This is a genomic window from Helicobacter apodemus (genome assembly GCF_003097575.1).
In the GTDB taxonomy this organism is placed as follows: Bacteria; Campylobacterota; Campylobacteria; order Campylobacterales; family Helicobacteraceae; genus Helicobacter_D; species Helicobacter_D apodemus.
This window is the reverse complement of the sequence record NZ_CP021886.1, coordinates 644,575-657,900: the sequence shown is the minus strand read 5'-3', so window position 1 is coordinate 657,900 and position 13,326 is coordinate 644,575. Positions and strand designations below refer to the sequence as shown.

Annotated in this window: 13 protein-coding genes and 2 tRNA genes; 9 read left to right on the top strand and 6 right to left on the bottom strand. The window is 33.1% G+C overall.

The features are described 5' to 3' along the window. Window positions 1-344 precede the first annotated feature (344 nt). Together CDV25_RS03200 and CDV25_RS03195 are read left to right on the top strand one after the other, a co-directional pair. Entirely contained in the window at window positions 345-590 is a 246-nt protein-coding gene (locus CDV25_RS03200; RefSeq protein WP_108910661.1) for a hypothetical protein, read from the top strand. Further along, on the top strand, window positions 511-3,051 hold the full coding sequence (locus CDV25_RS03195) for a DUF2972 domain-containing protein (protein ID WP_108910741.1): 2,541 nt from the start codon (window positions 511-513) through the stop codon (window positions 3,049-3,051). Before CDV25_RS03200 ends, CDV25_RS03195 begins: the two co-directional genes overlap by 80 nt. Window positions 3,052-3,067: 16 nt before the next feature. On the opposite strand, the gene dxr is transcribed toward CDV25_RS03195, so the two are convergent. Together dxr and CDV25_RS03185 are read right to left on the bottom strand one after the other, a co-directional pair. Then, a complete protein-coding gene (gene dxr / locus CDV25_RS03190; RefSeq protein ID WP_108910740.1) occupies window positions 3,068-4,195 on the bottom strand; it encodes a 1-deoxy-D-xylulose-5-phosphate reductoisomerase in 1,128 nt (375 codons plus the stop codon). After that, entirely contained in the window at window positions 4,195-4,977 is a 783-nt protein-coding gene (locus CDV25_RS03185) for a phosphatidate cytidylyltransferase (protein ID WP_108910739.1), read from the bottom strand. The genes dxr and CDV25_RS03185 overlap by 1 nt, the downstream gene beginning before the upstream one ends. Window positions 4,978-5,142: 165 nt before the next feature. On the opposite strand from CDV25_RS03185, the gene nhaA reads away from it, so the two are divergent. Further along, window positions 5,143-6,606 carry a Na+/H+ antiporter NhaA gene (nhaA, locus tag CDV25_RS03180; RefSeq protein WP_108910738.1) on the top strand — a complete coding sequence of 488 codons (1,464 nt, stop codon included), beginning with the start codon at window positions 5,143-5,145 and terminating at the stop codon, window positions 6,604-6,606. 40 nt (window positions 6,607-6,646) lie between these two features. Then, complete coding sequence (locus tag CDV25_RS03175; RefSeq protein ID WP_239056410.1) at window positions 6,647-7,504, top strand: DMT family transporter; 858 nt, start codon at window positions 6,647-6,649, stop codon at window positions 7,502-7,504. Here the strand turns inward: CDV25_RS03175 and CDV25_RS03170 are convergent. Further along, window positions 7,488-7,964 (bottom strand): DUF411 domain-containing protein, encoded by a 477-nt coding sequence (locus CDV25_RS03170; RefSeq protein ID WP_108910736.1) that lies wholly within the window; start codon window positions 7,962-7,964, stop codon window positions 7,488-7,490. The two genes, CDV25_RS03175 and CDV25_RS03170, sit on opposite strands and share 17 nt — an antisense overlap. Window positions 7,965-8,111: 147 nt before the next feature. Here CDV25_RS03170 and yedE point away from each other — a divergent pair, with 147 nt between their 5' ends. Next, complete coding sequence (yedE, locus tag CDV25_RS03165) at window positions 8,112-9,341, top strand: selenium metabolism membrane protein YedE/FdhT (protein WP_108910735.1); 1,230 nt, start codon at window positions 8,112-8,114, stop codon at window positions 9,339-9,341. Beyond that, complete coding sequence (gene yedF, locus CDV25_RS03160) at window positions 9,341-9,583, top strand: sulfurtransferase-like selenium metabolism protein YedF (RefSeq protein WP_239056460.1); 243 nt, start codon at window positions 9,341-9,343, stop codon at window positions 9,581-9,583. The genes yedE and yedF overlap by 1 nt, the downstream gene beginning before the upstream one ends. Window positions 9,584-9,804: 221 nt before the next feature. Here yedF and CDV25_RS03155 read toward each other — a convergent pair. The 3 genes from CDV25_RS03155 to rpsT all read right to left on the bottom strand — a co-directional run bounded on the left by CDV25_RS03155 (window position 9,805) and on the right by rpsT (window position 11,298). Then, window positions 9,805-9,895, bottom strand: a tRNA-Ser gene (locus CDV25_RS03155). A 46-nt stretch (window positions 9,896-9,941) separates the two neighbouring features. Next, complete coding sequence (gene prfA, locus CDV25_RS03150; RefSeq protein WP_204161873.1) at window positions 9,942-11,012, bottom strand: peptide chain release factor 1; 1,071 nt, start codon at window positions 11,010-11,012, stop codon at window positions 9,942-9,944. Between the two features lie 10 nt (window positions 11,013-11,022). Continuing rightward, on the bottom strand, window positions 11,023-11,298 hold the full coding sequence (gene rpsT, locus CDV25_RS03145) for a 30S ribosomal protein S20 (protein WP_108910732.1): 276 nt from the start codon (window positions 11,296-11,298) through the stop codon (window positions 11,023-11,025). A gap of 97 nt (window positions 11,299-11,395) precedes the next feature. Here rpsT and glmM point away from each other — a divergent pair, with 97 nt between their 5' ends. The 3 genes from glmM (at window position 11,396) to CDV25_RS03130 (ending at window position 13,307) form a co-directional block, all read left to right on the top strand. Continuing rightward, window positions 11,396-12,736 (top strand): phosphoglucosamine mutase, encoded by a 1,341-nt coding sequence (gene glmM / locus CDV25_RS03140; protein WP_034554954.1) that lies wholly within the window; start codon window positions 11,396-11,398, stop codon window positions 12,734-12,736. Further along, window positions 12,733-13,191, top strand: a complete 459-nt coding sequence (gene lspA / locus CDV25_RS03135; RefSeq protein WP_108910731.1) for a signal peptidase II — start codon at window positions 12,733-12,735, stop codon at window positions 13,189-13,191. Before glmM ends, lspA begins: the two co-directional genes overlap by 4 nt. A 40-nt stretch (window positions 13,192-13,231) precedes the next feature. Then, window positions 13,232-13,307, top strand: a tRNA-Val gene (locus tag CDV25_RS03130). Window positions 13,308-13,326: the final 19 nt, after the last annotated feature.

Below are 13,326 nucleotides of genomic sequence, written 5' to 3'. Positions count from 1 at the left end.
AAACTTCTCATTGCTTGACTTTATAATTGAGCTAAATCATATATAAAGGCAATTAGGACTTTAAACCCTCTTTAGAAGAGTAGGAGCCTAGATTTATCATAGAAACAATTGTTAATGCAATAGATGATAAACAAGTTTCCTAATAAATTTCTCTCACTCCCTTTTTGTTATAATGCCTACCTTAATTTTAAGATTAAGGAATCTCTAATGAATAAACTAATGCTTAATCTCTCTATTAACTTTCATTTTAAAGGATTCTTTAGTGAATAACACCTATTTTAATAATCTTAATCCCAATCTTAATAACCCTAATAACTTAAATACTAACCCTATAAGGATTCTCTATGTCCTCTTTTAATCCAAACTCTGCAAAAGAAAGAATAAAAAACCATTTAATCTATAAATTGGGTTTAGCTTTAATTACTTATGATAAGCAAAGAAAAGAAAACTTAAAACATAACAATAAAATTAAAAAATCTCAAACTCCTATAATCCCTAATCATACTTTATGTGCTAATCTCTCTTACCAACAAGAATCTTTTAAAAACACTTATTCTTCTTTTAATCTGTGGGGGGGGGGGGCAAAATAACACTTATTTAGTTTCTCTTATTCCTTTTGCCTTTTTAAAACTTCTCCTCTGTCTTTATAAAATCAAACAAACCCATAAAAAACAACAGCAATTCTATAAACAAACTATACAACTCTTTCCTAATCTTAAATATCCATCTTTACAAGATTGTAAAGATTATCAACAATCTCTCTGCTTTCAATACCATTTAGCCTATCTATTAGGAGAGGCATTAAGTAAAGCAGATAAGATTTGGTATAAAGGAGGATATTTTACATTAAACAAGAAAATAAAAGAAGCTAAACACATTTACAAGCTGCACCAAGAATATAAAGCTATACTAAAAGTATTTAATCTACCTTATTGCTTTATCCCTAAAGAATCTCTTTTACAGACACTTTCTTTTTTAAAAGCTTTAAAACATCTTTATAATGCTTCAGATTCTAAAACAACACAAACTTTCTTTTTACACCTTTTTAACCAAATACCTTTTTATACACAAAGACCTTTTCTTTTAAAATACAAAGAGGAGATTTTAGAATGGTTAGAATCTAAAGAATTTAAAGAACAATATATAAAGACTAATCATCCTTATCCCCCTTTACTTAATCCTAAGAGATTATATAAGAAAGAAAGCATAGAAGTAAAATCTCAAAGAGAGGATAGAGGTAGAAGTGAGGATGGAGGAGAATTACAAAGGAGAGGAGATAGAGAGGATAGAGAAACTAAAGAAGGTAAAGAAGTAGAGATTCAAAGTAAAGAAACTAAAGAGAAAGAAACGCAAAGTAATAGTAAAGGAATTAAAGGTATAAAGACTGAAAGTAAAGAGTCTCAAGATGGAGAATTGCAAAGTAATACCAATGTCTTTATAGATTCTAAGAGTAAAGAAGAGATAAAGAGCAAAGAGATTAAAAGCAATAAGGAGATGGGGGATAAGGAGAGTAAAGATAATGGAATAAGTGGAAGTCATACAAAAGAGAGGATTAGAGGAGAGAGTGAAGAGGTAAAACATAAAGAGAAATTAGTAGCATTAACAATACAAAGCAATAATGAGGTAAAGAGTAAGGAGATTAAAGAGGATAGAAATAGAGAAACTAAAGAAGGTAAAGAAGTAGAGATTCAAAGTAAAGAAACTAAAGAGAAAGAAACGCAAAATATAAAAGGGATTATTAAAGAAATAAGTAAGCAACAAGAGATACAAAATCAAAAAGAGAATAGTGAGGAATTAGTAGAAGTAAAAACAGAGATAAATAAAGGGATAGGGGATAGAGATAGTGAAAATGTAGAATCTAAGAATGAAGAATCCTTACAACCTTATGCTAATTTAAGTTATGAGAGTATTCCTGCTTCCCTTGCTTGGGATTTGAATTTGCCATTGCCTCCATATTATAAGTTTGTGTGGTTGGTTACTTGGGGTAGTGGTTGGAGTTCTATGAGGTCTTATTTGAGCAATTATGGAGTGCAGTTTAGTCATCTTATGGCTTGTGCCGATAGGAATAGTTATCGCTCAATGTTTGATAGAATTTTACAAAATAGCGGAATCTTATGTTTAATAAATCGCTTCCGTTTTAGTAATGAGAGATTAAAATTTATTTACCTTGTTTGCAACAATATTCCATTATTGGTTGTTTTTAGAGACCCTATAAGTATGGCAAAAACCTATGCAAACCATTTAGGTTATTGCGGAAGTAGATTGGCTAATTTTACTCTTGCTTGTGATTGTGATGATGTTTTGGATTATTTTGATTATAGCGGCGGGTCATCTCCTAGTTTGGAATTTTGTTGTAATATTGCGACTTGGGGTAAAATGGAATGGGAAATTTTAAATGAGATTCCAAATGCAAAGATTATTGGTTTAGATACGCAAGAGATAATGCCTAATGTAGCCTTTGATACAATGAATAGAGTTACTAAAGAGTTAGGAATCTTTAAAGAGACAGAAAAGATACGATTTGCCGATAGAATAAATAGGGGAGATTTATATGGAGTGCTTCCATTTACCCTCTATGCAAACACTCAAGATATAGGCAAGGTAACATATAAAGGAAATTATGATTTATCAAGCCTTAAATTAGATGAGAGCATTAAAATTTTTATTACTACTTACCAGATGCATAATAATATCAATTGTGTAGATATTACAAATGAAATGCTAAATTATAAAACAAAATATCAATATTTAGCTATTTTTGTAGAAGAGTCGCAGATTAAAAATTTGCGAGATAATCAAGGGCTTTATAATGCTACAAGGGAGTATTTAAATAAATTTGTTGTTGCAATGGAAAAAAGGATTGAAATTGAAAAAGCTAAGCAATTTAATGAAAATGATATTTTAAAATATCTAAGGGAGCATAAAGAAATGAGGATGAGGCTCAAAAAGGTATTTGATAAAAATTTAACTTTTGTTAAAGAATATTATCCTGATATTCTAAAGTCTTGGAAATATTATCAAGAGTTTCTTAGGATTTGTGAGGAGGGATAAGAGCATTATCAATGTGCTAATTGATAAGCTTTTCAGTAAAATCCCTAATTTCTTTATCAAATTCTAAGAGTTCTTGAGGAGTAGAGTATCTAACTTTTAAAAAATTTTTTAAAGATGTTTTAACCATAGCTTCTATTCCCCCAAAAGTGATTTTATTATTTAAAAAGGCTTCCACTGCTATTTCATTAGCCGCATTGAAAATCACCCCTAATTTTGGGTTTTCTAATAATAAATCCTTAAAGCCCCATAAGGGATAGCGGTTAGTATCAATGGGTTGCAAACAATAAGGCGTTGAATGGATTTTTAAAGGTGTAATGAGGGGTTTAGTAGAAAAATTGTTTAAAAATTCCTCCCCTAATTTAAGCCCAAAACATAGAGCGTAGGCAATAGGTAATTGCATATTACAATTTGCAAAATGTGCAACAATGCTTCCATCCCAAAACTCCACGAGTGCGTGAATATGAGAGTTTTTTTCGATAAAGGCGTCAATATTTTTACTTTTAAAGAGCCAAAAAGCTTCTAAGACTTCAAAAAGTTTATTTGCCATTGTGCTAGAATCAATAGTGATTTTTTTACCCATCTGCCAATTAGGGTGTTGTAGGGCTAATTGTACATCTTGCTTTTTAAGTAAATGTAAGGGAGTATCTCTTAATGCCCCGCCACTTGCAGTAATATAGAGATTCTTAAAAGGACGCATTGTAGGATTGAAATTCATAAGGTAATTTAAAGCAAAATGTTCGCTATCAATAGGAATAATCTTAGAAGTATCGATAAATTCTCCCCCTACAACTAAACTTTCCTTGTTCGCTAAAGCCACGATTTTGTTAGATTTAATCGCATACAAAGTAGGGGATAATCCTAAAAATCCTACGAGTGCGTTGATAACAAGATTGCTTTTTGAATCCTTAATAGCCTCTAAAATTCCCCCCTCACCGCAATAAATCTTGCCTTTAAAAGATGATGTTATTTTTGCAGTATCTGCTTCTGAAGCGATAATAATATTTTTTGGATTAAATTCTAAAATTTGTTGATTAAGTAGAGCAATATTATACCCAACGCCTAAAGTTTCTACTTCTAAATGAAACTTTCTTGCTATCTCTAAGGTATTGATACCAATAGAGCCACTAGAGCCTAAAAGTATCATTAAGACAAATTCCCTTTAGAGATTTCTAGCATTACATATAAAATAATGCCCCCAAAGAAGTATCCATCTAATCTATCAAGCATTCCGCCATGTCCGGGGAGTAAATTGCCACTATCTTTAACCCCTGCTTGACGTTTTAAAAAGCTCTCATAAAGATCACCAAACACACTTGAAATACTAGTTATTAAGCTTAAAAGTAACGAAGTAGAGAAATTACAAACTCCAAGCCCCACAAAGGTAGAAATTACCACAGAGACACTAATACCTATCAAAACGCCTTCTTTAGTTTTATTAGGTGAGATATGGCAGAGGCAACTATTACTAAAAAACGTTCCTCCAAATAATTTTCCCCCAAAATACGCAAAACTATCTGTTAAACCTACAATAAATAAAAGCCAAATTATGGCGTTAATGGAATAATCTAAATATAAAAGATATAAAAACGCAAAAGGAATGGTGGGATAAATAAAAGGCATCGCATAAGCAATATTACCCTTTTGTGTATAGGCTTTATAAGAAGCAAGGATTATTAAAATTACAAAGATAATATGCAAAGTTTCTAGCCAATAAAGACTAATCCAAAATAGGACAAGCAATCCTGTAAAAAGAGGATTTGGTTTAGCTTTTGTATAAAGCTGATAAGATTCATAAAAGCTTATAATACAAGCAATCCCTAAGATGCTCCATAATAAAAAAGGACTATGAAAAAGCACGATTAAAATTATGGCAATTAGCATAACAATAGCTGTATATAAACGTTTTGATTCGATGTTTTTAAGCATTGTTCCTCCTTGAGAAATTCCATAATTATAACAAATCCTTTTTTAAACGCATTTTATTGAAGAAAGCTTTGTTGGTGTGGGAAGTTTTAATAATATTTAAAAAAGTGTTTCTATCGATAAAATTTTTGTTAAAATAGTTTAAGATTTTATTTTTAAAGGAAAAAAATGTTTTTTTTATCAAAAAGCAAAGTTACAAGCCCTTTTAAAAATACTATTCGTGCAACAAGTTATGTAAAAGATAGATTGCAAGAAGGATTGCATACTTTTATTCATCACGAATCTTTTGGGGGAGTTTTATTATTTTTCTGCGTTGTTTTGGCAATGCTTGTTGCAAATTCTAAATATAGTAATTGGTATTTCGAATTTTTGGAACTAGAGTTTGGCGCATTTATTGAGAGATGGTCTTTTAGCATTAGTGTCTTGCATTTTACAAATGATGTCCTTATGGCTTTATTTTTCTTAATGGTCGGTTTAGAGATGAAAAGAGAAGTGCTTTATGGGGAATTAGCAGGATTTAAAAAGATAAATTTTTCCCTTTTGGGAGCTTTAGGCGGGATGGTTATCCCCATTATTATTTATTTATATTTTAACTATAACACCGATTCTATTTATGGTTTTGGTGTAGCGATGAGCACAGATACAGCCTTTGCTTTAGGACTTTTATTATTATTTGGTAAAAGAATCCCTTCTACATTAAAAATTTTTCTTGTAACCTTAGCAGTCTTTGATGATTTGGGAGCTATTTTAGTGATTGCTATTCTCTATACAAATACCCTAGATTTATTTTGGTTATATGCCGCTATTGTTATTACTTGCATTTTAATCGCTATTAATTACTATGATGTGAAATATACTTCTGCTTATATCTTTCTTGGTATTTTATTATGGATTACGATTTATAATAGTGGAATACACGCTACTATTGCCGGAGTTATTTTAGCCTTTAGTATCCCGGGTCGCTCTAACATTCGTAGAAAGTATTTTGTGCAGATTTTAGATATTTTAGAGGAATGGAATAAATTTGCAAATGCTAATAAAAGAAACTCTATCCCTATCCAAGAATCCCAACAAGGCTTTTTAAAGACAATTGCTAACAATCTTACTTCTTTCTTTCTCCCTAATAAAGAAAAAAGAATTAACATGGAAGAAGCCAATAAACGTGTGCAAATTCTTGATAAGCTCGCAAAATATTCTCATTACGCACAAAACCCTTTGGTAAAAATAGAAACTTTCTTACAGCCTATTTGTGCTTATTTCATCGTCCCTTTATTTGCGTTTTTGAATGCAGGAGTGAAGTTAGATTCTGGTGTTAATTTTAATACTGATGGGTTATTTATGGGAACTTTATTGGGGCTTATAGTCGGCAAACCTTTAGGAGTTTTGATTTTTGCTTATTTAGGCGAGAGATTACATATTGCTATAAAGCCTACCGGGCTTCATTATGGGCATATTTCAGCCATAGGCATTATTGCTGGTATTGGATTTACGATTTCTATGTTTGTCGCTAATCTTGCCTATACCACTAGTGAGCAAATTGTATTAGCAAAAATATCTATTTTGATTGCCTCTTTGATTGCTATTATTTTAGGGGCGATAGCCCTATTTTTTGCGACAAAATCCAAAGTCTAAAATGTCAAAAGCTTCCTTTTATTTCCTTATGGTGATGGCTATGATATTTTGGGGAAGCTCTTGGCCTAGTAGTAAGATTATGGTTGAATATACGAGTGCTGAAGTGGTTACCTTTTGGAGGTTTTTCTTTGCATTTCTTGCTTCTATACCCCTTATTCTTATATTAAAGATTCCTTTACGCCTTAATTTTCAAATTTTTAAACTCCTTTTTCTAGCAGCTTTATTAAATAGTGTGTATTCAATTTTATTTTTTGTTGGATTAGATTATGGAAGTGCAGGGAAAGGAGGCGTGATCGTTACAACACTCACTCCCATATTTGCCTATATACTAGCTTATATGTTCTATAATACAAATTCACAAAAGACAATCAAAACTAATGAAATTTTAGGTTTAGGATTTGGGATTATTGCGGGAATTTGCCTTTTAGATTTACAAAATTTTCAAGAATTATTTTTAAATGGATTTTTTATATTATGTGCCATAGATTGGGCGGTTTTAACATTGGTTTGTCAAAGGATTAAAATTCACCCTTTAGCGATTAACTTTTATATGACATTTTTAAGTATCTTGCTTTGGTTGCCCTTATTTTTATGGAATAACACGATGATGTGTATTTTTAGTTTTGATAGCAGATTTTGGTTAATGATGTTTATGGTAGCAGCCCTCTCAACTGCCATTGGAACAAGTATTTATTATATTGGTATTTCTTATATTGGTGCTACCAAAGCCGCTTCTTTTACCTTACTTGTCCCAGTAATTGCTTTGGGAAGTAGCTATTGGCTTTTAGCAGAGATTCCTAGCTTTCTAACTTTGCTTGGGGGGAGTTTTGCGATTTTTGCTACTTATCTAATTAATTTTTATCAATATCCCCATTTTATATTTAAAAAGAAGTTTTAGAGTTTTTATGTATTAAGGTATCCCCTCTATAAATCCCATAAATCTTATAATCCCCATTTTTATACATTACAACCACAGGATAATCCTCTACCATATCGCCTTGTTCCATTCCCGGACTTCCTATTGGCATACCCGGCACAGAGATACCTATTACATCTTTAGGTCTATTCTCTAATAGCCATCTTATAGCATCTTCTGGAACATGTCCTTCAACAACATAACCATCAATAATGCCAGTATGGCAACTCTCAAATTTTGGTTGAATTTGATATTTTTGTTTGATTTCTCCAATGTTTTCTGTATAGGCACTATGAATTTGATATCCTTTTTTTGTCATATATTCTTCCCACATTTTACAACAACCACAAAAAGGGGTATTATAAAGCTCAATACTATTAGCACCAAAAAGACTTAGAGGGAGTAATCCTAATCCTAAAATTTTGATAATTTTATTTTTCATCACTATCCTTAAATTTAGTAATATATTCAAATTATAACATTATTTCATAAAATAATGTTATAATACATTAAGGCTCTAGGGTAGGGCAGACAGATATTTCTTCTTTTTTCTTCAAATCTGTTATTCTTAATTTTTTAGGGTTTTTTAATGTTTCAGATTTTTAAACAAAATTATTTAATAAGATTTTGGTCTCCTATGCCTGCTGTTATTGCATTGGGTGTAATGGCGGCTTATTATTTTGGTTTGACAGGGACTTATTGGGCGGTAACGGGAGAATTTACGCGTTGGGGTGGGCATATCCTTAATCTTGTTGGTGTCGATACAAGCACTTGGGGATATTTTAAGATTATTGGTTTAAAGGGAACGCCTTTAGATAGAATCGATGGAGTAATGATTATTGGTATGTTTGCAGGAGCTCTTGGGGTGTCCTTAATGGCAAATAACATCAAACTTCGTTTTCCGCAAAGTAAAATAAGAATACTTCAAGCTCTACTAGGTGGAATCATAGCAGGATTTGGGGCTAGATTGGGTATGGGTTGCAATTTAGCAAGTTTTTTTACAGGAATTCCACAATTTAGTTTGCACGCGTGGTTTTTTACGATAATGAGTCTTATGGGCGTATGGGTAGGGACAAAGATTATTGTTTTACCTATTTTTCGCTCTCCTATAAAATTACAAAAAGTAACTTCACAAAAAGAGTTTCACCAATCCCCTATTAGAGAAAAACTATTTTTTCTACTAGGTGTTCTAGTCTTTTTAGGAATCTTTATTTGGATTGGATATTTAATGGTGTCTGGAACAATACCTGAAGGGAAGCGGATTCCTATTTTGGGGATTGCTATGCTCTTTGGTGTAGGATTTGGAACTATTATCTCCCGTGCTCAAATATGCTTTACTTCTGCCTTTAGAGATTTATTTATTACTGGAAGAGGTTATATGGCAAAAGCAGTTATTATAGGTATGATAGTTTCTACTATTGGTGTTTTTAGTTATGTAATGTTGGGCTTACCTCCTAAAATTATGTGGGCTGCCCCTAATGCCATTATTGGAGGATTCTTATTTGGAGTTGGGATTGTTATTGCAGGAGGTTGTGAATGTGGTTGGATGTATCGAGCAGTAGAAGGACAAGTGCATTATTGGATTGTAGGCATAGGTAATGTTATAGGCTCTACACTTCTTGCTGCAACTTGGGATTATTATGCCACTCCTTTAGCAACAAGTTTTCCACGCATTAATCTTTTAGAGGTTTTTGGAGATTATGGCGGTTTGATGGTAAATTATGCAGGATTATTACTTTTTTTAGCCCTTATACTGCTTATTGAACGAAATTACTTCAAAAAAACTAAACGATTTGAAGTCATAAAGGAGCAGAGATGATGCAGCCAAACTACCGATTAGATTTGCAAGGAGAGCCTTGCCCTTATCCTGCAATGAGGACATTAGAGGTATTACCAATGCTAAAAAATGGTGAAATTTTAGAAGTGCTAAGTGATTGCCCACAAAGCATTAATAACATCCCCCTTGATGCGAAAAATCACGGCTATGTAGTATTAAAAGTCGAGCAACTTGGTCCAACCATTCGTTATTTTATACAAAAGCCTTCTGAAGTTATGCTGTAATAGCCTAGCATTAAATAGAGCTTTATTTGCCCCCCCCCCCCTAATATTTATTAGTTGATTTTAAGCATATTTTGTATTAAGTTTGTTATAAGTTGTTTTGAAAATTCTCTTGTAGTATAAAATCTAAATTTTATTTAGATAAGAAATTTCATTCATTGCTTAAAAGAGTATATAAGGTTGGTTAATCAAGATGTATAGGGATGTTGTGAAAAGCATAAGAGTGGCGGACAGAGAGAGATTCGAACTCTCGGTAATCTTGCGACTACGCATCCTTAGCAGGGATGTGGTTTAAGCCAACTCACCCATCTGTCCTAAAAAAGAGCAATTATAACGATAATAATGTAAAATAATACTTAAGTTAGTCGTTGATTTGTAAAGCTTGTGCTTGAAAATAGGCAAGAATTGGGTCAATAATTGAATCGAGATTCCCATTTAACATAATTTCTTCTAGGGTATAGAGTGTTAGTCCTATTCTATGATCGCTTAGGCGGTTTTGTGGGTAGTTATAGGTGCGGATTCTCTCACTTCTATCCCCGCTTCCTACTTGCAGTTTTCTTGCGTGTGCGTTTTGTTCCATTTGGTTTTGTAGCTCTGCTTCATAAATCCTAGCTTTGAGGATTTTTAATGCTTTGTCTTTATTTTTGTGTTGGGATTTCTCATCTTGCATAGAAACGCTAATACCTGTTGGGATATGGGTTATACGCACTGCAGAATCGGTGGTATTAACACTTTGTCCCCCATGTCCTCCTGCTCTAAAGACTTCAACTTTTAAATCATTAGGATTGATAGTAACTTCTACATCATCGACTTCTGGCATAATCGCTACGGTGATGGCTGAAGTATGAATCCTGCCTTGTGACTCTGTCTCGGGGACTCTTTGGACTCTGTGTGTGCCACCCTCGAATTTAAATTTAGAGTAAGCACCCTTTCCTTTAATGAGGGCGATAATTTCTTTATAGCCCCCAACATTATTTTCGCTAGAGCTTATAATCTCGACTTTCCACCCCTTTAAATCCGCATAACGCACATAGGTTTTAAATAAATCCCCAACAAAAATGCCCGCTTCATCACCTCCTGTCCCTGCTCGAAGCTCAAGATAGATATTTTTATCATCATTAGGGTCTTTAGGGAGAAGTAGGATTTTAATTTCTTGCTCTAAGGTTTGGTTTTGTGCTTGTGCTTCTTTGATTTCTTCTTTAGCTAATTCGCTTAATTCTTTATCTTCTAAAAGGATTTTATTATCTTTTATGGTTTGGGTATTTTTTAAATATTGTTTTGCTTTTTGGACTAATTCTTCTAGGTTACTTTGTTCTTTGCTTAATTCAGTGATTTTTTGGATATTGTTAAGAATTTCTGGCTGTAGTAATAGGCTGCTAATTTCATTGTAACGGTCAATAAAGGGTTGTAATTTTTTGGCTAACATTAGCAGTTACCTAGAATTAGGCGTTTGCTAAAGCGGATTTTTTTACTAAGGAATTAAGGCGACTAACTTTTCTTGCAGCAGTGTTTTTGGTTAAGATTCCTTTGCTAACATAGCTATGAAATGATTGATTGATTTGTTTAAAGAGTTCTTGAGCTTTAGAAATATCTTTTGCTTCTAGTGTTTCGTGTAAGTTTCTTGTCATATTTTTGATTCTTGTTTTATAGTATCGGTTTCTTTCGGTTCTTTTTTTGGTCTGTCGGATACGCTTTTGTGCTGATTTGTGATTTGCCATAAGATGTTAATCCTTTTGTTAAAAATTTAAGCTAGAATTCTATTTGAAAATTTATTAAAAGCAAATAAAATAAAAGTATTGTTAAAGAGGTGTAGTAATGGATCTTTTTGGGACAGATGGTGTAAGGGGTGTGGCTGGGGCTAAATTAAATGTTTTTTGTGCGTTGAAATTAGGCATTGCCGCTGGAATTTATTATAGGAAGCATTCTAAGACTAATAAAATCTTGGTAGGAAAGGATACTAGACGCAGTGGCTATATGCTCGAGAATGCCCTTGTTAGTGGGCTTACTTCGGTGGGGTATGAAGTGATACAAATAGGTCCTATGCCAACCCCTGCTATTGCGTATTTAACGGAAGATATGCGTTGTGATGGTGGGATTATGGTAAGTGCTAGTCATAACCTTTATGCGGATAATGGGATTAAGTTTTTTGGTAAAAGCGGCTATAAGCTTGATGAAAAAGATGAAAAAAATATTGAAAAGATTTATGCTGATGAGGACTTGCTTGAAAGCTCTCAAAAGAGGGGTAAAGAGATAGGTTCTTCTAAGAGGATTGATGATGTGGTAGGACGTTATATCGTGCATATTAAAAACTCTTTTCCTAAGGATTTATCTTTGCACGGCGTTCGAATCGTTATTGATTGTGCTAATGGGGCTGCTTATAAGGTAGCTCCAACAATTTTTAATGAGCTAGGTGCGGAAGTATTTGTGATTAATGATACGCCTAATGGTTTTAATATTAATGAGAGCTGTGGGGCTACGCAACCTTTGAGTTTGCAAGAGGAGGTGCGGAAAGTTAGGGCTGATATTGGATTTGCACTTGATGGTGATGCTGATAGGCTTGTAGTCGTGGATGAAAAGGGTAATGTCGTAAATGGTGATAAACTTATTGGTGTTCTAGCCCTTGCAGTTAAAGAAAATCAAACCCTAAAGCATAATACTATTGTCGCGACTATTATGAGTAATTACGCATTAGAGGAGTTTTTAGGAGAGCATAATATTAAACTCATACGTTCTAATGTTGGTGATAAATATGTGCTTGAGAGTATGTTAGAGCATCATTTAAACTTCGGTGCAGAGCAGAGTGGGCATATTATTTTTAGTGATTTTGCAAAAACGGGGGATGGGCTAGTGAGTGCTTTGCAAACAATGGCGTATATTTTAAGATTTAATAAGCCTGCATCCGAGATTTTGGATTGTTTTGAGCTTTATCCCCAAATTCTCAAAAACTTGCCCATTGACTCTAAACCAAACTTAGAGGGTTTAGAGGGGTATGGAACTTTTTTGAAAGGGATTGCTTCTAAAAAGATTCGGCATTTAATCCGTTATAGCGGGACAGAGAATAAACTTAGGATTTTGTTAGAGGGCAAGGATTTAAAGCTTTTGGAAAATACTATGCAAGAGTGTGAAGCATATTTTAAGGGAAAAATTTATTCGTGAGAAAGTCTTATTTGTTCTTTGTTATTGCTTTGACCGTTATTTTTGTCTTGGATCAATGTATTAAATGGTTTTTTGTGTTAAGTGGTTTTGGTTATGAGGGGAGTATTATTTCTTTAGTGCTTGTTTATAATAAAGGCGTTGCCTTTTCTATGTTTGCATTTTTGCAAGGGTGGTTAAAATATCTACAAATACTTTTGCTTTTAGGAATCTTTTTTTATTTATATAACAATAAAGAGTTTTTGAGGGAATATAGTATCCCTTTGGGTGTGATATTTGGTGCAGGAATTTCTAATGTTTTTGATAGATTTATCCATTTAGGGGTGGTGGATTATATCTTTTGGCATTATCTTTTTGAGTTTGCAATTTTTAACTTTGCAGATGTAATGATTAATTGTGGGGTAGCTTGGATATTCTTGCAAAGTTTTTTAAGAAAACCTAAAAGAGGAAATTGTTAGAATTAGCCCCTCTTTTATTTTGCTTCAGTTGTCTTTGTAGGGTCGCGTAGCTCAGTTGGTAGAGCACTACCTTGACATGGTAGTGGTCGCTGGTTCAAGTCCAGTCGTGGCCACCACTAAATAATCTTCATTTTA